Origin of the sequence: Perlucidibaca piscinae DSM 21586, from assembly GCF_000420045.1 — a bacterium.
In the GTDB taxonomy this organism is placed as follows: domain Bacteria; phylum Pseudomonadota; class Gammaproteobacteria; order Pseudomonadales; family Moraxellaceae; genus Perlucidibaca; species Perlucidibaca piscinae.
On sequence record NZ_ATUE01000006.1, the window covers coordinates 645,536 to 668,212 of the forward strand.

Consider the following 22,677-nt stretch of genomic DNA (forward strand, 5'->3'; position numbering starts at 1 on the left):
CATGGCCGGGCACGACATGAACAAGGATGTCATCACCGTTCGAAGCATCATCACGCTGCTGACGTTATTTGTTGCCGCGGTTGAGCTGCTTGCTCTGACTGGATTGATTCCCTCGTTGGTACTTCGAGCAGGAAACGTCCCACTGGCAATGCTTCATGGAAAGTCCCCATTTCTGAGTGCGGCACTTGCAGCGTTTCTAATCCCGGCGTTCGCGCATGCACAACGCCTGCTGCCACGTCTGGCGATTGTGATGACGGGTGCTGCAGTTGCTGTCGTGATGACAAGTGCCGACAACCCGCCAACGCAGAACCTGATGGCACTACTGGGATGTCTTGGCATGTCCGCCCTTGGCTACCTGCTTTGCTGCAAGTGCACAGGCCAAGCCTATGCCACTCAGGTCTCTCAACTTTTCAAGGAAGCCACGACGCTCTGGCTTTTCGTGCTATGTGCAACATCAGCGCTTGAGCTGACGGCCGCACTGCGCCCGCTGACACTGGACAGGAATCTGCTGGTCTGGGATCTGCTGCTTTTCGGAGACCTCCCGGCTCGTGTCGTTCACGACGTGGTCACCGATCTGCCACTGCTTTTCTTGATCAGCGCCATGGTCTACCTCGCCTTGCCATTTGGATTGATGCTGCTCAGGTATTGGCAGCTCAGCCATCCCGGCAGGATACCGTTCAATGTGACACACAGCTTTCTGCTCACTGGTGCACTAGGCTTTCTGCTGTATTTCCTCTTTCCGGTATGCGGACCAAAGTTCATTCTCGGATCTGCCTTTCCAGACCACATACCTGATGTCAACGGTGCACTGGCGCTGCCAGCCATGGTCGACCCGTTCCCCCGAAACGGAATGCCTTCGCTCCATACGGCATGGGCCATGATCATCGCGTTGGCAACAAGCTACCTGGGTGGCATGAAGCGCTTCGCAGGCATCCTTTTCCTCCTGCTTACTGTGCTGGCAACACTGATGCTGGGTGAACATTATGTGCTCGATCTTTATGCCGCCATTCCGTTCGCCCTGCTGGTCAATGTGCTGCTGACCCCCTATCGCGCAGAAGATGCCGCGCTGAGGATGCGGCATCTTCTGCGTTGCGGCTTGCTGACCTTGATTCTCGCCAGTACCGGCCTTCTGGAGCCAGAACAGATTTCGCTGCTGCCAATGCCGGTTTGGCATCTCATTCTGGGACTTGGCCTGCTGCTCTGCCTGCTGACGTTTCTTGAGATTCGTCGACTCCCGCTGAGTTCTCAGAGCAGACATGTCACACCCGATAACTCTCCATCTCGAGAAACACGGACAGACTATCTGGTGACGGTACTGTTCTTTGTGTCAGGTTTTGCCGCGCTGGTGTATCAGGTTCTTTTCTCGAAGTTTCTTGGGCTCACGTTCGGCAGTACCGCAGTAGCAACGTACACGGTACTGGCAACGTACATGATCGGCCTGGCATCAGGCACGGTAATCGGCGGGTGGCTTGCCTCACGACTTCGCGATCCTGTGAAGGCATATGCCATTGCGGAGCTCGCAATTGCCGCATACTGCCTTGCCACCCCATTCATCCTGGCAGTGACCAAGAACGCGTATGTCGGGCTTGCCACAGGACTGCCTCCGGATGCCGATGTGCTAGTTAGCTACAAGGTATTCTTGGGCGCGTTTACTCTGCTGGTCCCCACAATATTGATGGGGCTGACCACGCCCATGCTCCTGGCTTACTTCAACCGTCGGGAAGGTTTTGGCGCCAGCGTAGCTCGCCTGTACGGCGCCAACACGATTGGTGCAAGTGCCGGAGCACTTTGCACCGGCTACTTCTTGATGCCATGGCTTGGCGCCAACGGGACGTTGCTGTTTGCAATCGCGGCAAACGTAATGATCTTTTTCATTGTTCTCGGTCTCCGCAAGCGCACGGAGCCGATCGCCGGATCAAGGCCAACAAACGAAGTTGTCAAACCTCATGACACCAGCCGGGACAAGCGTCGCCTTGTCCTGGTATCAACCATCCTGTTTGTGTGCGGATTCATCACGCTTTCACTGGAAACGCTGTACATACAATTGCTGGCAGTCGTTGCAGGCAACAGCGCATATGCGTTTTCGCTGATGCTTTTCTCGTTTCTGGCAGGCCTTGGACTCGGAGCACATCTTGCCAAAAGGCTTCTTGCCACCAGTGCGTCCACCCCGGAAATGCTCTTTTTCAAAGGCATCTTTTTCCTGATTGTCGTCATCCTGCTCAGTACATGGGCCTGGGACAGGCTTCCGATGTATTTCGCAGGCTTCGATGGTTATCCACTGGCAACCAGCTTTGGATCGCGTGAGATCATTCGTGGTTTGACATGCGTTCTGCTGATGATACCGCCAGCCATCTGCATCGGATTCTGCTTTCCGCTTGCCATGGAAATTCTCGGTCGGGGCATGGATGTGGCGTCTCGCCCCATGGCCTTTGGCATTGCCTCAGCATTCAACACGGCAGGAAACATTGCCGGCGTACTCATCGGTGGGTTCATTCTTCTGCCTGCTGCAGGCTCACTGCTCAGCCTGAAGCTGATCGCATTGCTGGGACTTCTTCTGCTGGCAATCATTCTATGGCAATGGCGCAATGAGCTTGACCGGAAGTCTTCGCTTGCAAGCCTGGCGGCAGCAGGCCTTCTGCTCATGCTGTCACCGCAACAATTCAACCTGTCGCTGCTCGCTTCCGGAGCCAATGTCTATTTCTCGAGCCAGGCCTATGGTGAGGTTATTGATCATGCCGAGAGCATCGATGGCGGCCTGACAACGGTGAATCGTTCGGTTGCACACGATGGAAAAGAAACATTGACGCTGCTGACAAACGGAAAATTCCAAGGCGACAACAGCAAGGAACGCGAAATGGCTGCGCAGGTCGGCTTTGTGCTTGCGCCGTTGTTGCATACCGAGGCGCGCGAGAATGCTCTGGTCATTGGATATGGCACAGGAGTCAGTGCCAGAACGCTGCACGATGCTCAGTTCAAGCAACTGGACATTGTGGATATCAGCGGAGATATCCTCGAAATGGCTGACAAGCACTTCAGCGATGTCAACATGTCCATCCGTCAAAAGCCACATGTCCAGACGCACGTCACGGATGGGAGGAACTTCCTGCTGTTAAACCAGAAAAAATATGACCTTATCTCCATGGAGATCTCTTCAATCTGGTTTGCTGGCGCTGCCTCGCTTTACAACGACGAATTTTACGCCTTGGCTCGCAACAATCTGAAAAACAACGGTGTTCTGCAGCAGTGGATCCAACTTCACCGCATAAGCCAGAAGGACATTGCCTACATCATCAGCACCCTGCGAAATCACTTCAAATATACCTGGCTCTACTTTGTTGGAAATCAGGGGATTCTGGTCGCCACCAACGACGCTCAGCGCACGCCAAACGCGATTGCTCTCGAGAAAATCATCACTACCCCCTCCCTCCGGATGCAACTTGATCTGTATGGCGGTCACCCGGAATCTCTTCTTGAGAAACAGCTGCTGGGGCCTGATGAGATCAACCGCTTCGTGCAGACACAGCAGGAGAAACATGACGATCCACTGATTGCAACAGACGACAACCTGTATCTGGAATACAGTACGCCCAAAGGAAATATCCGTTCCTACATCGACTCGCTGCGGCAAAATGTGGCGTTCCTCACGTCCTTCCGCATCGATGGAGAGCACTCGCAATGATGATGGCCCCCATCAGCAATGATGATGCATGGACCCCGTCTCGTTTGGTGGCAGGCCTCCTGCTGGTTGCCACGCTACTGACATTGTTTGTCGAATTTCCGGACGCTGACAATCGATCATGGGCCAGCATGCTCGGATCACATCTTCAATCTGCATGGCGATGGATTCTCCCCGTGATGCTGGTTGCCGGGATCCTTCAATTCCTGTTTCCTGCAACAGTGCGAAAGCCCAAGTTTCTTTTCTATGAAAATGCCGTTGATTTGATTCATATTCTTTTCAACAGCCTGTTTTACCTCACGTTTTTTGGTATTGCTGCTTCAGCAACCCGCCGTTTTCTTGTCGACCACACTCCCTGGCTGATCTTTGACTGGGCCGCTGACTTGCCTTTGTTCGCACAAGCGTTGCTCATGCTGCTGCTGCTTGATTTTCTGGTCTATTGGCGACACAGGTTTGAGCATCGCATCAGCCTGCTGTGGCCAATTCACCTGATTCATCACACAAGTCGCCGAATCGATGTACTGACAACGCACAGGCTGCACTTTCTCGAAGTCATGCTCGGCGGCATCATCGTGGGCTGGGCAACTAGTGTTTCAGGGTTGTCTCGCGATGCCATCAGCATCGCGTTGCTCGTTTACATTCACTACAATCATTTCATTCACAGCAACATCGACGTTCGCTTCTCATCGCCGCTCAGATTCATTCTGGTCAGTCCGTTCATGCATCGATGGCATCATGCACTCGACAAGGAAGGGCATGACAAAAACTTTGGTGTGGTCTTTGCCTGGAATGACTGGGTATTCGGGACCGCGTTCCATCCCTCACATGAGCCGGCATGTTTCGGTTTGGAGCTGGATCAAGCGCACGAGGTCAATGAAAGCTGGCTGCGTCAGCAGATCTATCCCTTCCGCATATGGGTCCAGAAACTGGCAGCGCTGACTCATATACGGAGACAGGTGTCATGAGGCGACAAAGCGGTACCCGAGCAGTTAGCGTCAAGGCGAGTCGTGGCGCTGCACTGATCGAAACCGCACTGGTTTTTCCGCTCTTCTTTGCCGTTGTCTGGGCGACCTTGGGCTATGGCTTGCCTTTCTTCATGCTCCAGACCATGAACCATGCCACGGAAGAGGCCGTCAGAACGGCACTGCGTGCCGATCCCCTGCAAGGCGGTTCAGCCTATCGTGCGAAGTTGATCTCGCTGGCAGACGCAGCACTGACAGAAAAACTGAGCAGTCTTCCGGCCAGCATGGAGAACCCGCTTGTGCACTCGGTGACGGTGCAAACGATTGCCGGTGCACCCACGCTGGTGGTCAGGGTCAGCTACCCTGACTATGATCAGAATCCGATCATCCCGATTCTGACCCTGCCAGGCATCGGTCCGGTACCAAACCTGTCCGGAGATCTCATGGCGGAGTCACGCTACCGGCTCGAGTCCGGAGGTTGACATGACAGATCACGCACGCAGCCAGCTAGGTACCGCCACCATTGAGCTGGCACTGGTTTTCAGCCTGCTGTTCAGCATGGTCTGGGCCATCATCAGCTACACGCTTCCGCTCATTCTTCTTCAGAACATGCATCAGGCCGTGGCGGCCGCAACCCGGGTCGCGGCGCTGGTGCCGGTGAATACGGCCGACCACCAGGGCCAGGTTCGATCCGTCGTCGCAGCCGAATTGCGAAATCAGCTGGACTGGCTGCCTGCACGCTGGACCCAGCCACTCGATCTTGCCGCCAGTCAGAACATCAGCTTCAGCACTGCCGCGGGTTGTCCGGCACAGCGCCCCTCTTGCCAACTGACCATTGAGTTGCGCTACCCGGGCTATGCCAGCCAACCTATCGTTCCAGGCATCACCCTGCCAGGCATCGGTCAGATTCCACGTCTTCCCGCTGATCTGACGGCACACACACAAACCCTGCTTTGAGCAATCAGCCCTGTCATTGCACCAGGCTGACACCCTGTGCACTCGAACAACTCAGATTGGCTCCCACGTCAGAGATACCCAGTCCCAAACCCAACGCCGGGAACAGGGTTTGCAGAACCGGCGTGAGCAGCGGCGTGAGCACGGACGACACCAGATCCTGCACGCCGTCCTTGACGCCGTTGATGGTGCCGATGCCCGTGGTCAGCAACGAGCCCACCACTCCGCTGCTCTGGCTCTGGTAAGCCTCCAGATTGATGTCGCTGATCAGGCCGCCCAGGGTAGACAGCAAATCAGGCGTTGACTGCAGCCGCTTGTAGGCTGGCCCGGTTGAGGCATTGATCTCCGGCAGATTGGCTTCAGCCGGTGCGGTGTAGGTCAGTGTTTGCTGTGTCATGCCAAGGCCACTGTTCTCGCTGCCCACACGCAGGGCAAGTCCGGCCTCAGGATAGTAGGTGGCATCATTGCGGTTGCTGACCCAGGTATTGGTGCTGGCCTTGTACCACTCCCAGTTCGAGCACAGGGTAAGCAGGCAGGATCTTGGTCGGGCAACCTGGCGACCGAACTCGAGGATGGGAATGGCTGACGCTGCGGGCAGCGTCTGGTTGGCAAAGACTGCCGACTTCGACTCTGCCTGGGACACCGTGCCGTCTGCGTTGGTGTCCGTGCCGATACGGCCAATGCGCAGATCAGCGATTGAGGTCTTGGCGGGCACGGTCAGGGCCTTGGCCGCACCAGGTCCGCAGCTGTAGCCGGTGACGCGCGCCTCGCCACTGCCCACCTGCACCGCGACATCAAGCCGCACGTTGTTGGCCAGCGTCTTGGCATACGTCACGTTGAAACTGTTGCAGGTCGGCTGCAGGAAGCCGCCACACAGCACGCTGTTGAGCAGGCCGTCGATGGCACTGAAGATGTTGAGGCTGAGTGCGTTCTGCAGAAACGAGGTCACCGGGCTGGCCAGCTGAAGCACGCCATTGAGCACGTTGTCGACGACCTGGATGACCGTGCCGAGGCTGATGCCCGTATAGAGCCTTACTTGTGAGGACTTCACGAAGATGCGATTGGGACCGTCGTAGGTCGGCGCTTCCGCCACTGCCAGCGCCGGGTTGCCGATCGCGGACAGCTGGGGAGGCTCGATGACCTTGATCGCCAGAGCCACGCCGCCCCCGCCAGCCAGCGGCAGGCTGATGTCACTGGCGACAGCGCTGTTCCTGTTGGCCAGCAGGATGCTCGAACGCAGCAGATCGAACAGGTTGACCTGTGCGTCCGCCCCCGCATAGGACGTGCCTGTCTGCAGATTCAGCACATCATCGAGAATCAGCGTAGTCGGCCCAGTAGCCAGCTTGAGCAGGTTGATGGCCCCCAGCGCTGCCGTGGTGCTGGCCGTTCCGGATTGCTGAGACAGCGCATCGGCACCCGCGGTCAGCACCTGACCGACGGTAACCTGGGTACCCAGCACCTGGTCATACCCCCCGGCCGACAGGTTGAGCGTCGTCTTCAACGCATCCAGGAAGTCAAACAGGTTGATCTGTGACGACACCAGTCCGTTGTAGCCCAGCGCATCCAGCGACAGACTGCCGCCAAGCAATCCCCCCAGCACGGCGTTCAGCAGCGTGGCCTGGGTGCTGTCGATGCTGGCCACGGTGGTGCGCATCGTCAGGGCAGCCAGCGGCACGCCACGACTGGCGACAGCCACGGCACGCAGGGTGACATCACCGCCGAACAGGCCGCCGGCAATCAGGCTGGCAGGGACAGGTCTGGTCAACGTGACCCGAATGGTCTGCAGTCCGGTGGCATCCACCGTGAACACGCGCTCGCCATTGCTGGACGAAAGCCGGCCGCACTCGGCGACCAGCGTGCCGGCCTGGCTGTCAAAGCCGTTGCGTGTAGCGGCCTGGCTGGCATAGCTGTTAGCCAGAGCACCGGGGCTGACGCAATCTGCCCCGCGAGCCACGGCCTCGATCGCGCTGACATCAGCCACGCGCTGCAAATCGCGCTTGGCGAGGTAGAGACGACCGCTGTCGATGACCAGCACCATGCACAGCACGGCAACCAGCGTGAAGCTGGCCGTGAGAATGGTGATGGCCCCGCGCTGGCGACGGGTCATGAGCGGTCAGTCCTTGCCGCTGAGCTTGGTGTCGAACTGAACCGGCGGCACATCCTGGTCCAGGGTCTTGAGGAAGCGTGCCGAGGCCTTTTCACGGTAGGCACCGGAGAGCGCCTGCGGGTTGTCTGACTTCTGCTCACCCGTGGACTGCATGGCAAGCAGGTCATCCGTTGCCTGACCGGGGCTGCTTCCCGCGCTGACCGCGGCAGGCATCAGCAGAATCAGCAACGTCAGCAATCGAGTCTTCATGCGCATATCCTCTCAGGCGCGACGCGGATCAATCGGGCAGCGCACGCGCTGACCGTTGAGCCGCACCGACATCAGGTTGGCGCATGCCTCGGCAAGGCGTGCGCGTGTTTCGTCCGGTGGTGCCCAGCGCAGACTGAGCTGGCGCCACTCGTCGGCGTTGTTCATGACCAAGGCGCGCAGCAGCAGGTTGAACACCGGCTGCGGATCGGCCTTGGCCAGCTCATGCGCCGTACGCAACTCGAAGGCCGCCTGATCATCCTGCTGCAGCTGCAGGAAGAGCACCCCGAGGTCGTTGCGATAGCGAGGCTCAACCGGGTAGGCCTTCACCACCCGGCGCAAATGACCTGCCGCATCGGTCAGTCGCCCTTCACGGGCCGCCAGCAGGCCAAGTCCGTGTTCAGCGCGCACATCGTTGCACTGGCGCAGCACGGCCTCGTACCAGCGTCGCGCCTGTGAGGGTGCCAGCTCGCGAAGAATGTCGGCGCGCAGCAGTGCCACGGCGGGCTGGGTGGCCGGCAAGGCATCCACCTGTGCCAGGGCCGCATACCAGTCGCCATCACGCATCAGCGCCTCGATGACTGACCGCCGCAGCGACAGTGACTCGTCGGCGCGTGCACGGCAGCGCAATGACGGCAGCGGCTCGGCGCTGGCGAGGGCATCGTTGTCGACCATCGCGGGCGAGGCCGGCACCGAGGTATTCGACCGCACATCAACCGGGACAGGCCGGGTCGCCGGGCGACTCTGACAGCCCGCCAGCACCAGCATCAGCACCAGCAGACCGCCAGCACGGATCACGGCTCAGCGCCCCGATGCCGGCGCATCCCCATAGGGTGACACCGGACCCTGCCAGAACAGGCTGCCGGCGCCCGGCTCGTACTGACGCCACGGCGATCCCGGCAAGGCAGGCAGCTGGGCATCCCGGCGCAGCGGACGCACCAGGCGTGGCGTGACGATCATCAGCAGCTCGCGATCATCGGCCTCGAAACGCGTGGAACGAAAGAAGGCCCCCAGCACCGGCAGATCGCCAAGTCCCGGCAGCTTGTCGACATTGCTGAGCGTGCTGCGTGACACCAGACCGCTGATGATGAAGCTCTCGCCATCGGCAAGCGCGATGGTCGTGTCGGTGCGACGGATACGCAGCGCCGGCACTTGCGTGCCCTGGATGCTCAAGGCATTGCTGAAATCGAGTTCGCTGACCTCGGGCGCGACCTTGAGCAGGATCTGCTCAGCATCGAGGATGGTCGGCGAAATGGTCAGCCGTACGCCGAATTGCTTGTACTCGATGGCCACCGAGCCGTTCTGGCCCTGCGGCACCGGGATCGGCACCTCGCCGCCGGCCAGGAAGTTCGCCGACTGGCCATTGAGCGCCACCAGCGACGGCCGCGATAGCGTGTAGGCATAGCCGGTCTGCTCGAGCAAGTTGATGGCAGACATGAAACGGTCGCTGCTGCCGCCCCAGAAGATGTTGAAGGAATCGGCCACCGAGCCCAGGCTGGTGAGTGCTGCGGCACCCGGTGATGCAGTCACGCTGCCACTGCCGGGCGAGGTGAACACGTTGGGGCGGTTGCTGCTGCGGATCTGCAGGCGCGTGCCGACATCGATCAGCCTAGACCGGCTGACCTCGACAAAGCGGATGTCAGCCTGGATCTGAGAGGGCAGCGTCGCCAGGGTTTGACGGGTCTGCTGCTCGCTGCGGCCGGCCTGGGCTGGTGACGTCAGCTGCTGGGTAGCCTGCAGGTCCGGGGCGACGCGAACCAGCGCGCGCGCCGGCTCGCTGGCACAGGCGGTCCAGACGAAGAGACTGGTCTCGCCGGTGGACTTGCCCTGCAGCAGCAAGGTGCGTGGATTGACTACCGCCACATCGGCAACGCCAGGCTCGCCGATCGCGATGCGCGACATGGCGGCTGGCAGCGACAGGGTTTGCTGCAGGCCGGCACGGATGTCGATCTGTGCCGGCAATGCCGGACTCACGCACGCGGTGGCGTAAGTCGAGAGCGGCATGAGGCTGATCAGAACAGACGATGCGACATGACGAAGGAGCATGACTGGATTCTCAAGGCGCATCGGCGCGGTTCAACCCGCGGAAAATGACGATGTTGCCTGTACCAGACGGTTTGGCAGCGCTTGTCATGCCCGCGCGTGGTGATGTGGCTGGAGGAGGGTTGAGCCGTGGCGCCGCTTGCGCAGGACCCAGCGGTGCAAGCGCGCCAGCACGTTCCAGCCGGTTGTCGCGCGGACCGGTGCGACCGGCTATCACTGGCGCGACATCAGACCCGCCCTCATCAGCAGGTCGTATGGCCAGACGGAGAATGCCGACGCTGCTGGCCAGCATGAGCCGTGTCGTATCCTGCTCCCGTACGGCAAGAATGGCGGTACGGGCGGATCGGGGATCGCTTTGTTCAGCAGGCTGAGCGGATGGCGTTGACGTTGCTGGCGTATCCCCGCGCAAGGCAGCCGCGCTGGCCAGCTGCGTACCGAAGCCAACCACGCGCAAGGCGCGCATGACGACCTGGGCTGAACTGGACGGGCGGCTTTCACCAGGCACGTACATCAGCACATCCACCGTATCACCTGGCTTGACGAAACCACCGCCGCCAATCACTTCATCCACAGCGATCGCAAGCGCCCGCTCACCGGGACGCAGCAGACGCGCAACCTCGCTGCCGGGCTGGAACTGGCCAAGCAGGAGCACGGAGCCCGCAGCAACATCCGTTTGCACAAACTTGCCGATCAGCTGTTCGGGAGCAGTAAATGCCTGAGGCACCGGCATGGCCAGATGATCCAGCGCAAGATCTTCCGCGTTCAGAACCTGGAACGCCTTGAGATCACGACTTGCCACCAGTACCGGATGCCGATTGGCCGCTTCGGCAGCGGCCTGAGCCTTGACCTCGGCGACCGTGGCCTCGGCGGCAGCCATCTGCTGACGCGCCTCGACAGTGGTCTGATAACCAAACCAGCCCGCTGCCCCTGCCGCCAGCAACAGGACCAGACTGAGAATGACAAACAGCCGGCTGTTCATGCCCTACCCCGCCTACGAACACTGTTGCGAGCGTAACAGAATGCAGCCACGCATCGGTCCGGCATTACGAATCGCAACAAAAAGCCGCATTCCCTTAACGATCAGCGCCCGACACGGAAGTTGTTGCCATAGAACGTGGCAGGAATCGCGTAGTCATACGTCTTGATGAAACGATCGACGGCCTTTTCACGCTCGATCTCGTTGGCGGCCTGGACTGACACCCTGGAAGCGACGACACCACTACGCTGCAACTCGAGCCACTCTGTCGTGCGCGGCTGAAATCTGTCCGCCTGAGCCAAGGGGGCAAGCAGCACCAATGCGCTGACGCTGAGCAGGAACTTTTTCATGGCTGACTCCTATGTCTGCATTCACAACCGCAACGGACAGGCGGATGCCTGACCTTTCTGAAGGGTAACCAGCTCACTGCAGCTCTGCAGCAAGCTGTCGAACTCGGTACGCGTCGGCTGCCATCGGGCGATCAACTGTTCGGCGTCCTTGCCATTGTCAGACACCATGGCAAGCAGCAGCAGATTCATCGCCGCGAGTCGATTGTCCGGATCCAGCTCGATGGCCACACGCAGCTCGAACTCCGAGGCCGGGTAAGCACCCTGCTGCAACAGGGCATAGCCAAGATCACTGCGAAAGCGGGCATCAGCTGGAGCCCGTCGTACCGCTTTTTCAAACTCGATCGTTGCATCTCGCCAGGCACTGCGCTGCCCGGCCAGCAACCCCAGTCCATGATGCGCATCCGCTTCACGGCAAGTCTTGCGCAAGGCCATGTACCAGTCTGCGGCTTCAGGTCGCTTGAGGCGCCGCAGAATGTCCGCTCGCAGCAAGGCAGTCTCGGCATCCTGCGCGGGCAATGACAGCACTTCCGCATAGGCTGCGTGAAGTTGTCCGTCACTCACGCGCTTGCTGACCAAAGAGCGTTTCAGCACCACGGCTGAGTCAATGGCCGTGGACGAGGCACACGCCAGCCGTGGCACATCCCTGTTCTGCGAAGCGATCAGATCAACCTCTGCCGCATGTGCCGCGAGGCTGACCAGACAGCCGAAAAGCAGCAACGCATCCCGGATGAAGCCACGGATCATGAGAAGGCATCTGCCAGGGAAATGAAGCCCGGACCCGCAATGAGAATGACCAGTGCCGGGAAAAAGAACACCACCATGACAATGGTCATCTTGGCAGACAGCTTGGACACCTTTTCCTGAAGGTCGGTCAGCCGCTTGCCATTCATCACTTCGATCATCTTGGTCAGTGAGCTCTTGGCACTGCCACCCTGGGTCAGCATTTGCCTGAGCACCACCACGATGTCCGTGAACTCCGGATGATCAAGTGCTGCGGCCGTTGTCTGCAGTTCGCTTTCAAGACTCAGGCCTTGCTCGGCACGTCGCAAGGCCGTATCGAGCTCGTAGCCGAGCTCGGGAAGGACCTTTCTGCCCTCGATGACCAGTACGCGCAACGCCTGTTCGACGGCCAGGCCCGAGTCGAAGAGGATGCGCAGCATCTGCATGAACAGGGAAAGCTCATCACTCAGGCGTTTCATGCGTGCCTCGGCGCGACCCACGATGAGCTTCTTGGGAAGCAGAAACCCGAGAATGGCCATGCCTGCGGCATACAGCAGATTGTTCCCTTCCGTGCCGACCGACAGCAGCCAGAGTGCCGCTGCTGTTGCCAGCACCAGAGGCAGGATGGCGACCAAGGCAAACATCAGCGCACGCTGCTGATGCGTGCGGAAGCCGGCACGCCAGACTGCCAGTGCCAACTCGCTGTCCTTCTCGAGGTACTTGCGAATGCGCTCCTGGTCATTGAACACGTCAGCCAGACGATTGCTGAAGAGCAGGGCATCGTCCTTGCCGGAGGGGTTCAGCGAGAGACGACGCTCGACAAGACGACGCTCCTGCATCTGGCGATAGATCACGTAACCGACCAAGGCGCCCACAAGCAGCAGCAGCGGGATGATGACCCAGAGGCTCATGTCAGATACTCCTCAACATGCGCCAGATCACCAGCATGCCGGCGAGCTGGGCACACCCGGCACCGATCAGGATGTTCAAACCGGTTGGATCGTCGATCATGGTCATCAGGTAATCCGGATTGACTGCCATCATGTAGGCGCCCAGCGCAATGGGCATGAGGCTTAGCAGGGTGGCACCCACCCGGGTTTCACCGGTCATGGCCTTGAGCTGACGTGACGCCTTTTCACGCTCCTGGATCAGGTTGATGACGTTGTTGAGCAGCTCGATGAGACTGCCGCCAAAACGCGCATTCACGCTGATGCCGAGGGCAAGCACCCGCAGCTCCTGCAGGTTGTAGGTTTCCGCCAGGTCATTGAATGCTTCGGGAATGGTCATGCCCAGGGTGATGTTGCGACGCAGCTTCTCCATCACGGACTTGAGCGGCTCCTCGGCATCATCCGTGGCAATGAAGAATGCGTCGCCGATGGTCTTGCCAGTGCGCATCATGCGCACCACCTGGTCCAGCAGGCGCGGCATCTGGGCGATGAGCATGCCTTGACGCCGACTGAACAACACGGTGAGTACCGTGTAGCCCGTGGCCAGAATGCCGACCAACACCAGAGCCCCGGCCTTGATGCCCAGGGAAAAAGTCACCGCAATCACCACCACAACCAGTCCCAGCGCCAGAATGCGCCGTGCCGTGTCCGAGAGGGAAAGACCCGCCCTCTCCAGAACCGTGGTCACCCAGTCCCGGCGATAGGCCTGGAATCGCTGCATGCCCACCGTGGCAAGGCGCTGCTCGATCAGCTCCTCCTTGGCACGCTCACGACCCTGCGCGACAAAGTAGAGTGCACCGATGAGGAACAAGGCCGCGAGAAACAGGTAGACAAATATGGCCATGATCAGCGGGCCTCGGCCTGCTTCATCAGCTCGATGACACGGGGCTTGGCAGGGCCGGCCGCGCTTTTCTCGTGATTGCCGCTGATCCGGTTCAGCTTGTACAGCGGATTGGTCACGTACTGCTCGTCACGCAGGTCAACCACCTCGGTGATTTCGGCAACGCAACGACGACCGTTGGGCAGGCGAGTCAGCTGCACGACGATATCAATGGCCGACACGATGATGGCGCGCAGCGTGGCTTCGGAGATCTTCTGGCCCGACAGGCCAACCAGGGTCTCCAGACGCAGCAGGGCGTCCGCCGCCGTGTTGGCATGAAGCGTGGACATGGACCCTTCGTGGCCGGTGTTCATGGCCTGCAGCATGTCCATGACTTCGTAGCTGCGGACCTCGCCAACGATGATGCGGTCAGGACGCATACGCAGCGCGTTGCGGATCAGGTCGCGGGCGCTGACCTCGCCAAACCCTTCGGCGTTGGGCGGACGGGTCTCGAGGCGAACCACGTGATCGTTGTTGAGCTGGAGCTCGGCCGTGTCCTCGACGGTGACGATGCGCTCATGATGACCGATGAAGCCAGACAGCACGTTGAGGAAGGTGGTCTTGCCGGTACCGGTACCGCCACTGACCAGGATGTTGGCCCGCTGCGACACGGCTTTTTTCAGGAAGGTCAGCATTTCCTCGTTGAGCGAGCGGTAGGTCACCATGTCGCCGGCGCGCAGCAGGTCACGACGGAATTTCCGGATCGAGATGCTGGGGCCGTCAAGCGCGATGGGCGGAATGATGGCGTTGACCCGGCTGCCGTCCGGCATGCGCGCGTCGACCATCGGACTGGACTCGTCGAGACGACGACCGATGGGTGCGAGAATGCGCTGGATCACCCGATGCACATGGTTGTTGTCGACGAAGCGCAGGTCGCTGCGGCTGATCACGCCGTCACGCTCGCAGAAGATGCGGTTCGGGCCGTTGACCATGATTTCCGTCACCGACGGGTCATGCAGCATGGACTCCAGCGGACCGAAGCCCACCAGCTCGTCCACCAGCTCCTCTGCCATCTTATCGGCTTCATAGCGCGACAGCGGCAAGGCGTTGTCATGGACGTAGACCGTGAGCTTGGACTGCACGTACTCGATGATCTGCTGACGCGGATTCTCGAAGATGTTGAATCGATCCTCTTCCACCCGGTCGATCAGGTAGCGGTGAAAGCGGAACTTGATCTGGGCGATGTCCTGCTCGACCTTCTTGGTGGTCAGCCGACCACCGGGAATGTAACCGATGGCCATGACTTATTTCCCCTTGGTGCCCTTGAGCAGCCCCATGAAGCCGGATGTTCCCGCACCGGCTTGCTTGACCTGCGCCTTGTTCCCGTAAAGACCGGACCAGTGCTCGTAGCGACGGGTCAGCGGATCGGACGGCGCCACTTCATAAAGCAGCTGGCCGAGATTCATGGCACGCAAGCGCAGTTCCGGCTCTGCCGGGAGCTCGATGACCTCCTCGAACCCGAAGGAGCGCAACACGGCCTTGCTGTCCGGGGCGATCTTGGGCTGGTAGTGGTCAAGCAGCAGCATGGGATGCGTCACGGGACAACCGATTTCACGGAGGTGTGCCATGAAGCCCAGTCCGGCACGGCAGCTGGTGATCGACTGGTCCACGACGACAACCAGCTGGTTGGCATTCCCGATCAGCAACTCCGTGACCGCTACCGTGGGCAGACCGCAGATGTTGACCACCACATGCGTGAAGAGACTGCGCAAGGTCCCTACCAGCAGGAACATTTCCGAGGTCGTGATGTCATTCAGGTCCATGCCCTCGACAGGTGCGGACAACACCTTGACACCTGACTTGTGACCGGGGAACGCCGTGTCAGTCAGATTTCTGTCCAGGCGACGGAGATTTCGCAAGGTATCGAGGAAATTGAACTGCCCCTCGAGGCCGTAGAGCATCTGGGCTTCGCAGAATGGCTGACCGAGGTCCAGCAGCAGCACGCGCGCATCCGGGTTCAGCCGGGCGATGCCGGCCGCCACGTGCAGGGCATGAAACGCGGACTGCAGGACCGGACGTTCGCTGGCAAGGACGATCAGACTGCCTTGCTGCATAGGCGACTCGATGATGGATGGCGTGCGCTCGGCGAGGCGACGCACAAGACCTGCCAGCTCGCTGCCACGGGCATTGAAGGTGATGAAGTCACGTGCACCGGCACGCATGGCGCCGAGCAGTCGCTCCTGGTCCTGGATCTCGGACAAGGCAATGCATGCAAGCGTGGGGCGCGCGGCCACCAGTCCTTCAATGAACTGGATGTCACCCATCCAGTTGTCGCGACGAATGGGCACAAAGACGATGGAGGCAGCCGCCAGGCTGATCAGCTGCAGCACATCGTTCAGCTCGCGCTGCTGGCAGAGCACGACATTGGCCGTGCCTTCCAAGGAGTTCTGCAACCATTCATGCTCCTCGCGAAGCGTGCTGACAAGAACAACGGATTGTTGAGATTCAGACATGATGACTCACCGGGACAGGCCAGAGGTCGGACCGTTGGCGTAACGGTCGCCCAGGAAGAAAAGCTCCGCCATCGACGGGTCGTAGTCACCTAGTGGTGCACCTGGCAGCGACGGCATGCTGGCAGAAGCCGCCAGCGGCGTGACCAGGCGTGGCGTGACGATCATCAGCAACTCCCTGTCTTCCGCCTCGAAGCGGTTGGAGCGGAAGAACGCGCCCAGAACGGGGAGGTCGCCCAGACCCGGAAACTTATCGACGTTGCTGGTGGTAGTCTTGTTGAGCAGGCCGCCGATGACGAAGCTTTCGCCATCCGCCAGTGAAATCGACGTATCAGCCCGGCGCACGCGCAAGGCCGGAATGACGGAGTTCTGGATGGTCAGGGCGTTCGCGAAATCAAGGTCGCTGACCTCTGGCGCCACCTTGAGAATGATCTTCTGACGACTGATGACGGTAGGCGTCAAGGCAAGACGAACCCCGAACTCCTTATAATCAATGGCGATACTGCCGTTCTGGCCCTGCGGCACCGGAATCGGCACCTCGCCACCCGCCAGGAAGGTCGCCGTCTGTCCCGACATCGCCACCAAGGATGGCTTGGACAGGGTGTAGGCGTAACCGCTTTGCTCAAGCAGATCAATGGCACCCAGGAAACGGGAACTGCTGCCGCCCCAGAGGATGTTGAAGCTGTCGTTGATCGTGGTCAGGTTGGTGATGGTGCCGATGCCGGGCTGTGCCGACGCAACCCCGCCCCGGGGCGATGAAAAGAAATTGGTGCGGTTGAGGCTGCGGAACTGGAAGCGTGCACCGATGTCCTTGAGCCGGGACCGGCTGACCTCGACAAAGCGGATGTCCGCCTGCACCTGGCTGGGCACCTCATCCGAGGCGCCGGCCTTGCGCGTCAGCTGGGCGGACAGCGACTGCACGTTGACCTGCATGCGAACCGGCTGCTGGGAACAGGACGTCCACACCAGAACCGAGGTAGATCCCGGCTTCTTGCCCTGGACAAGCAGGTTGCGGCCGCCCACGACGCCCACGTCAGCGATTTCGGCCTCTGCCACGGCAATGCGGACCGGAGGCACAGGCAACATGATCGACTCATGGAAATTGGCCTGAACCGCCAGCGTTGCCGGCAGGGACATCGCAACGGCAGCACAGTTTGTGGCCGCTACGGGGGTCGTGGCCAGCGCAAACGAACTGGCCGTCAGCAGCGCGGAAAACGTCAGGAAGGCACGGGGCTGATGATGAAGTGTGCGCATGTTATTTGGACTCCGTGCTCAGGCCGCGAATGATCACTACAGAACTGCCAAGGTCAACGCCGGTTCGTGCCCGCGCGCGTGCCGGAGCAGACGTCGCGCCGCTGCTGCGGGACATGCCCTGAAGTTGCAGGGCGTTGTCAGTGAGGAAATAGCGCTGTGCCGGCACGGCGGACTGTCGACTCGGCGTCGGCACCACATCCACCACCGGCAAGGCCTCGCTCTTCGGTGATGCGCTGCCGGACAACGCGACCATGCCCGGACTGTCAAGTTGCTGGCGCAATTCTTCCGTGGGCACGATCGACAGGCGCAGTTCGCCCAGACTGTTGGCCAGCATCAGGCGAGAGACGTCTGCCGACGCGACAGCAAGCACGGCGGTGCGGGCTTCGCGGAGTCGACGCCCTGCCTCTTTCTGTTGCTCGTCCTTTTCCTTGCCGGAAACGTCCGGCGCCACATCGATCAGCGCCGAGCCGAAGCTGAGCACACGCACGCCACGCATGACCAGCTGCGTCGAAGCTCGACGGCCCTCCTCCGCGGCCAGGTACAGCACGATGTCAACAACATCACCCGGCTGCAGGAATCCCCCGCCACCCACGACGTCATTCACCGGAATCGCGACCGCCCGCTCGCCGGCGCGCAGCAGCCTGGCCACCTGACCGCCGGGATTGAAATGGGTGTCATTCAGCGCCGTACCCGCAGGCAAGTCGGTCATCACGGTGCGGCCCACGAGACCTTCAGCCGACTGGCTGGTGCCGGGAAGCGGATGCTTGACCATTTCCACGGTGAGGTCCTCAGGCACTAGAACCTGAAATCCGCGCACTGCCCGCGCAAGGACCACCATGGCGGTCTTGCCCTCATTGGCCTGGCCTTCGGCCCGTTTCTGCGCGGCAAGCGCCTCGGCCTTGGCGTCGGCTGTGGTCTGGTAGGCGAGATAACCGAGTACTGAAGCACCGATCAGAAGAACCAGTGACACCAGCAGAAGAACACGACTGTTCATGGAAGGCATCCTTGCGGAATGAGTTACTGACGTGTGGGTTCACGTTACGCGCTCGCGTCTGACGGCGCAATCCCTGTGCCGACATGTGGTTACCTTAAATCATTCACTCACACAGCGCGACAGAATTCTTACATTATCTTAACCAAATGCACCATTCAGAGTGCTTGCCTCTGTCGCTGCCCTTCGATTTAATCTGGATGAATATTGTTCTTTCCCGTACATATGCCATGATCCACTGTGAAATCGCATCCTGAGCGCAACACGGAGGTTGCCTGTCATGCCTGCACACCGATATTTCAAGTTCGCGCCATCACGCCAAACGCTGCGCGGCGCAACCCTGATCGAATACGTGCTGCTGGCAGCCCTGATAGGCCTGGCAGCCTTTGCCACCGTGCGCCTGACCGGGGTGCAGCTGGAGACCGCCTATGCCAGCGTTTCAACCAGTGTCGATGGCGCACTGTGAAACTCGTGCTCGCTGAATATGTCTGGACAGCGACTTTTTGATGCGAAAACCGCTGAATTGGATAAAAAACAAACAAACAACTTGACTCGAACGATAATTGAACAGTAATATGTTGATGGTTCTTAGATAAAGGACTATCTAAAGAGTGTTGTTTACCCCCATGGAGAGGAAAATCATGAAGCTGTTCAATCGCAAGTCCGAGCAAGGCGCCACCATCATCGAATACGTGCTGCTCGCCGCTCTGCTGTCCATCGCTGCCATCGCTGTGCTCGGCGGTCTGGGCACCAACATCTCGACAACTTTTGCTTCGGTCTCGACCTCGCTTCAGTAATCGAGCTGATCTGGAAAAAGGGAGATTTTCTCCCTTTTTTCATTTTAAGAACTTTTGAGGTCTAACCAAGTACGCTTCGAACCGCCTCTCGCGAATTGCAGATCAGAACCACGCCACACCCCGCCCCCATCGCCACAGCCACGCGCTGACGCATGTCTCCCAGGCCAGCCGCGCCTTCCATGCACAGGTCATCCGAGAACACCACACCTGTGAAGCCCAGCTGCTCACGCAGCACCGTCTTCAGCCAGAACTCGGAGAAGCCGGCTGGCAGCGGATCCACCTGCGGGTAAACCACGTGCGCCGGCATAATGCCGTCCAGTTCGGCCGCGAGCTCGCGGAACGGCACCAGGTCATAGGCCGAAATCTCGTCCCAGCTGCGGTTGTCCACCGGCAGCTCCAGATGCGAGTCGGCCGCCACCGAGCCATGTCCCGGGAAATGCTTGCCGATGGTCATCATGCCGGCCGCCTTCATGCCCTGCATGAAGGCCCGGATCAGCGTCACGGCTTTCATCGGTTCGCTGTGAAAGGCGCGATCACCAATCACGCCACTGACACCGACATCGAGATCGAGCACGGGGGCAAAGCTGAAGTCGATGCCGACCTCGCGCACTTCGCGCGCCATGGTCTCGCCCCACTGTCGTGCCGAGGCAATCGCCGCGTCGGGGTCGCGATCATAGTGATGCCCTAGCGTGCGCATGGGCGGAATGCGCGTGAAACCCTCGCGCAGACGTTGCACACGGCCGCCCTCCTGATCTACGGCAATCCACAATTCGGGACGTACCGCGCGCATGGCATCGGTGAGCGCACGCACCTGCTCGGGGGTGTCGACATTGCGGCTGAACAGGATGACGCTGCCTACCATCGGATGCGCCAGCAGCTCGCGGTCTTCGTCGGTCAGGGTGAGGCCGGCAACATCGATCATCAGGGGGCCGCGGGTCATGGCGACAGGCTCCGGAAACAGGGACTGGACAGGCTGCCGAGCCTGCCGCCCCCCCCTGCAAATGTCAAAGCCAAAACGCTCCCGAGGCCGCTGATCTTGGTGATATGATCAGGAATCCAGCATGCGCCACCTCATGAGCCAGACCAGGATGTCCGAGTCCATGCCGCACACGATGCGCCCGTTTCACCCGCCCGTTGCACGGGGCATCCACCGCAGCATTAAACTCGCTGCCGCCTTCGCATCGGCACTGGCCACCCTGCCCCTGATGGCGGCCGAGACACCCCCGCTCGAGCCCACGGCGCAGCAGAGCCAGACCACCCGACTGGTGGCTCGCCAGCTCAGTGTGCTGCACTACAACCGCCTGACCCTCGACGACCAGATGTCGCAAACCATCTGGACACGCTACCTTGATGCCCTGGACGGTCAGCGCATCTATTTTCTGGCGGCTGACATCCAGGCCTTCTCGGGCAACCGCACTTTGTTCGACAACCAGATCAAGGCCGGCCAGCTCAACGTCGCCTTCGCCATGTTCAACCGCCAGCAGCAGCGCACGCGTGAGCGCCTGGAGTTCGTGCTCAAGGAGCTCGACACCAACCAGAAAGCCCTGCTCGACTTCAGCGACAATGACAGCATCGAGAATGACCGCAAGGATGCCCCCTGGGTGCGCTCGAAAGCGGAACTCGATCAGCTCTGGCGACTTCGTCTGAAGTCGGCGGCGCTGTCGCTGCGGCTCGCCGACAAGACTGACGCCGAGATCATCAGCACGCTCAAGCGTCGCTACAAGTCGCAGTTCACGGCCATCAGCCAGAGCAAGCCGGAAGATGCCTTCCAGCTCTTCATGAACGCCTATACCGAGATCTACGACCCGCACACGCAGTACCTGTCACCGCGCAATTCGGACAACTTCAACATCAACATGAGTCTGCAGCTGGAGGGCATCGGTGCCGTTCTGCAGACGGATGACGAGTTCACCAAGGTGGTGCGTCTGGTCCCCGGCGGTCCTGCCGACAAGTCGCGGCAGATCAAGCCCAATGACCGCATTCTCGCGGTGGCCGAGGGCAACAAGGACTTTGTCGACGTCGTGGGCTGGCGCATCGACGAGGTCGTCCAGCTGATTCGTGGCGCCAAGAACACGACCGTTCGCCTGCAGGTGCAACCGGCCGGCGCCGACTCCGGTGCCGTCAAGACCGTCAGTCTGGTGCGCAACACCGTCGCGCTCGAGGACCAGGCCGCCAGCAAGCGCATCCTTGATGTTACGCGCAATGGCCAGGTACGTCGCGTCGGCGTGATCAAGCTGCCGACCTTCTATGCCGACTTCCAGGGCATGCAGTCCGGCGATCCGGACTACCGCAGCACCACCCGTGACGTGCGCAAGCTGCTGCTGGAACTCAAGCAGGAACGCGTGCAAGGCATAGTGCTGGATCTGCGCAACAACGGCGGCGGCTCGCTGACCGAGGTCAACGACCTGCTTGGCGAGTTCATCAGCACCGGCCCCACCGTGCAGGTGCGTGATGCGCGCGGCCGTACCGAAACGCTGGGCGACGGCAACCCCGAGGTGACCTGGTCCGGCCCGCTGGTGGTCATCACCAATCGCCTGTCGGCATCGGCCGCCGAGATATTTGCAGGCGCCATCCAGGACTACGGACGCGGCCTGATCGTCGGCAGCACCACCTTCGGCAAGGGCACCGTGCAATCCCTGCGCGACCTCAGCTATGGCCAGCTCAAGATCACCGAGGCTAAGTTCTACCGCATCTCCGGTGCCAGCACGCAGAACAAGGGCGTGGATCCCGACATCGCGTTTCCGGAGCTGTTCGACAACAAGGAGATTGGCGAGTCGGCACTGGACCACGCCCTGCCCTGGGATACCATCAAGGCCGCGCGCTATGCTCGCCTCGGCGACCTGGGCGCCCGTCTGACAGCGCTGCAGGCAGCATCGCGCCTGCGCCAGCAACGCGACCCGGACATGCGCTACCTGCTCGAACAGCAGAAGTTGCTGATCGATCTCAAGGACCAGAAGACCACCTCGCTCAACGAGAAGGCTCGTCTGGCCGAAAAGACCGCGCTCGATGCACGTCGCCTGGGCATCGAGAACCGCCGCCGCCAGGCCAAGGGACAGCCCCTGCTCAAGACCTGGGCAGAGCTTGAGGAAATCCAGTCCAAGCAGAACCCGGAAAGCGACCCCAACTTCGAGCGCCCCGAGGAGCGTGCCCTGGCCGAGGAGGCTGCCGAGATCCTGATCGACACGCTGACTCCCGCACTGACACGCGCCACGGCCAAGCGTTCCGCTCCCGCTGTCACGTCGCCCGCCCGGCGACCGGTGGTGGAGCGCTGACGAATGCCCCTTGCGGGCACCGTGTGACGGCGCAGATGTCAGGTGCCAACGG

General features: G+C 60.5%; 21 protein-coding genes. 7 read left to right on the forward strand and 14 right to left on the reverse strand.

What is annotated here, in order from left to right:
• Position 1: 1 nt before the first annotated feature.
• From F595_RS0107100 to F595_RS0107115, 4 genes are read left to right on the forward strand one after another with little or no spacing between them, the layout of a single operon-like run.
• Positions 2–3,679, forward strand: coding sequence for a fused MFS/spermidine synthase (locus F595_RS0107100; RefSeq protein WP_022956179.1), 3,678 nt, complete (start codon positions 2–4; stop codon positions 3,677–3,679).
• Entirely contained in the window at positions 3,676–4,641 is a 966-nt protein-coding gene (locus F595_RS0107105) for a sterol desaturase family protein (RefSeq protein WP_022956180.1), read from the forward strand. Before F595_RS0107100 ends, F595_RS0107105 begins: the two co-directional genes overlap by 4 nt.
• Positions 4,638–5,120 (forward strand): TadE/TadG family type IV pilus assembly protein, encoded by a 483-nt coding sequence (locus F595_RS0107110; RefSeq protein WP_022956181.1) that lies wholly within the window; start codon positions 4,638–4,640, stop codon positions 5,118–5,120. The genes F595_RS0107105 and F595_RS0107110 overlap by 4 nt, the downstream gene beginning before the upstream one ends.
• A gap of 1 nt (position 5,121) precedes the next feature.
• Complete coding sequence (locus F595_RS0107115) at positions 5,122–5,595, forward strand: TadE/TadG family type IV pilus assembly protein (protein ID WP_022956182.1); 474 nt, start codon at positions 5,122–5,124, stop codon at positions 5,593–5,595.
• A 13-nt stretch (positions 5,596–5,608) separates the two neighbouring features.
• Here the strand turns inward: F595_RS0107115 and F595_RS0107120 are convergent, their stop codons facing one another.
• The 13 genes from F595_RS0107120 to cpaB (F595_RS0107180) form a co-directional block, all read right to left on the reverse strand.
• Positions 5,609–7,699 (reverse strand): TadG family pilus assembly protein, encoded by a 2,091-nt coding sequence (locus F595_RS0107120; protein ID WP_022956183.1) that lies wholly within the window; start codon positions 7,697–7,699, stop codon positions 5,609–5,611.
• 6 nt (positions 7,700–7,705) lie between these two features.
• On the reverse strand, positions 7,706–7,948 hold the full coding sequence (locus F595_RS0107125; protein WP_169446974.1) for a DUF3613 domain-containing protein: 243 nt from the start codon (positions 7,946–7,948) through the stop codon (positions 7,706–7,708).
• A gap of 12 nt (positions 7,949–7,960) precedes the next feature.
• Positions 7,961–8,743: a tetratricopeptide repeat protein gene (locus tag F595_RS14185; protein ID WP_022956185.1), complete on the reverse strand. Its 783-nt coding sequence runs from the start codon at positions 8,741–8,743 to the stop codon at positions 7,961–7,963.
• 3 nt (positions 8,744–8,746) lie between these two features.
• Positions 8,747–9,949: a type II and III secretion system protein family protein gene (locus F595_RS13210; protein ID WP_169446976.1), complete on the reverse strand. Its 1,203-nt coding sequence runs from the start codon at positions 9,947–9,949 to the stop codon at positions 8,747–8,749.
• Between the two features lie 52 nt (positions 9,950–10,001).
• Positions 10,002–10,967 carry a Flp pilus assembly protein CpaB gene (gene cpaB / locus F595_RS13215; protein WP_022956187.1) on the reverse strand — a complete coding sequence of 322 codons (966 nt, stop codon included), beginning with the start codon at positions 10,965–10,967 and terminating at the stop codon, positions 10,002–10,004.
• A gap of 101 nt (positions 10,968–11,068) precedes the next feature.
• Entirely contained in the window at positions 11,069–11,314 is a 246-nt protein-coding gene (locus F595_RS0107145; RefSeq protein WP_022956188.1) for a DUF3613 domain-containing protein, read from the reverse strand.
• 21 nt (positions 11,315–11,335) lie between these two features.
• Complete coding sequence (locus tag F595_RS13220; RefSeq protein WP_022956189.1) at positions 11,336–12,058, reverse strand: hypothetical protein; 723 nt, start codon at positions 12,056–12,058, stop codon at positions 11,336–11,338.
• Positions 12,055–12,945, reverse strand: a complete 891-nt coding sequence (locus tag F595_RS0107155) for a type II secretion system F family protein (protein ID WP_022956190.1) — start codon at positions 12,943–12,945, stop codon at positions 12,055–12,057. Before F595_RS0107155 ends, F595_RS13220 begins: the two co-directional genes overlap by 4 nt.
• 1 nt (position 12,946) lies before the next feature.
• A complete protein-coding gene (locus F595_RS0107160) occupies positions 12,947–13,825 on the reverse strand; it encodes a type II secretion system F family protein (RefSeq protein ID WP_022956191.1) in 879 nt (292 codons plus the stop codon).
• Positions 13,826–13,827: 2 nt separating this feature from the next.
• Positions 13,828–15,102: a CpaF family protein gene (locus F595_RS0107165; RefSeq protein WP_022956192.1), complete on the reverse strand. Its 1,275-nt coding sequence runs from the start codon at positions 15,100–15,102 to the stop codon at positions 13,828–13,830.
• A gap of 3 nt (positions 15,103–15,105) precedes the next feature.
• A complete protein-coding gene (locus F595_RS13225) occupies positions 15,106–16,314 on the reverse strand; it encodes an AAA family ATPase (RefSeq protein ID WP_022956193.1) in 1,209 nt (402 codons plus the stop codon).
• A 6-nt stretch (positions 16,315–16,320) separates the two neighbouring features.
• Positions 16,321–17,565, reverse strand: coding sequence for a type II and III secretion system protein family protein (locus tag F595_RS0107175; RefSeq protein WP_022956194.1), 1,245 nt, complete (start codon positions 17,563–17,565; stop codon positions 16,321–16,323).
• A gap of 1 nt (position 17,566) precedes the next feature.
• A complete protein-coding gene (gene cpaB, locus F595_RS0107180) occupies positions 17,567–18,559 on the reverse strand; it encodes a Flp pilus assembly protein CpaB (RefSeq protein WP_022956195.1) in 993 nt (330 codons plus the stop codon).
• Positions 18,560–18,836: 277 nt separating this feature from the next.
• On the opposite strand from cpaB (F595_RS0107180), the gene F595_RS0107185 reads away from it, so the two are divergent.
• Positions 18,837–19,022, forward strand: a complete 186-nt coding sequence (locus tag F595_RS0107185) for a hypothetical protein (RefSeq protein ID WP_022956196.1) — start codon at positions 18,837–18,839, stop codon at positions 19,020–19,022.
• A 175-nt stretch (positions 19,023–19,197) separates the two neighbouring features.
• Positions 19,198–19,353, forward strand: coding sequence for a Flp family type IVb pilin (locus tag F595_RS14490; RefSeq protein WP_022956197.1), 156 nt, complete (start codon positions 19,198–19,200; stop codon positions 19,351–19,353).
• Between the two features lie 61 nt (positions 19,354–19,414).
• Here F595_RS14490 and nagZ read toward each other — a convergent pair whose 3' ends face one another.
• Positions 19,415–20,293 carry a beta-N-acetylhexosaminidase gene (nagZ, locus tag F595_RS13230; RefSeq protein WP_022956198.1) on the reverse strand — a complete coding sequence of 293 codons (879 nt, stop codon included), beginning with the start codon at positions 20,291–20,293 and terminating at the stop codon, positions 19,415–19,417.
• Between the two features lie 121 nt (positions 20,294–20,414).
• Here nagZ and F595_RS13235 point away from each other — a divergent pair, with 121 nt between their 5' ends.
• Entirely contained in the window at positions 20,415–22,625 is a 2,211-nt protein-coding gene (locus F595_RS13235) for a carboxy terminal-processing peptidase (RefSeq protein ID WP_022956199.1), read from the forward strand.
• Positions 22,626–22,677: the final 52 nt, after the last annotated feature.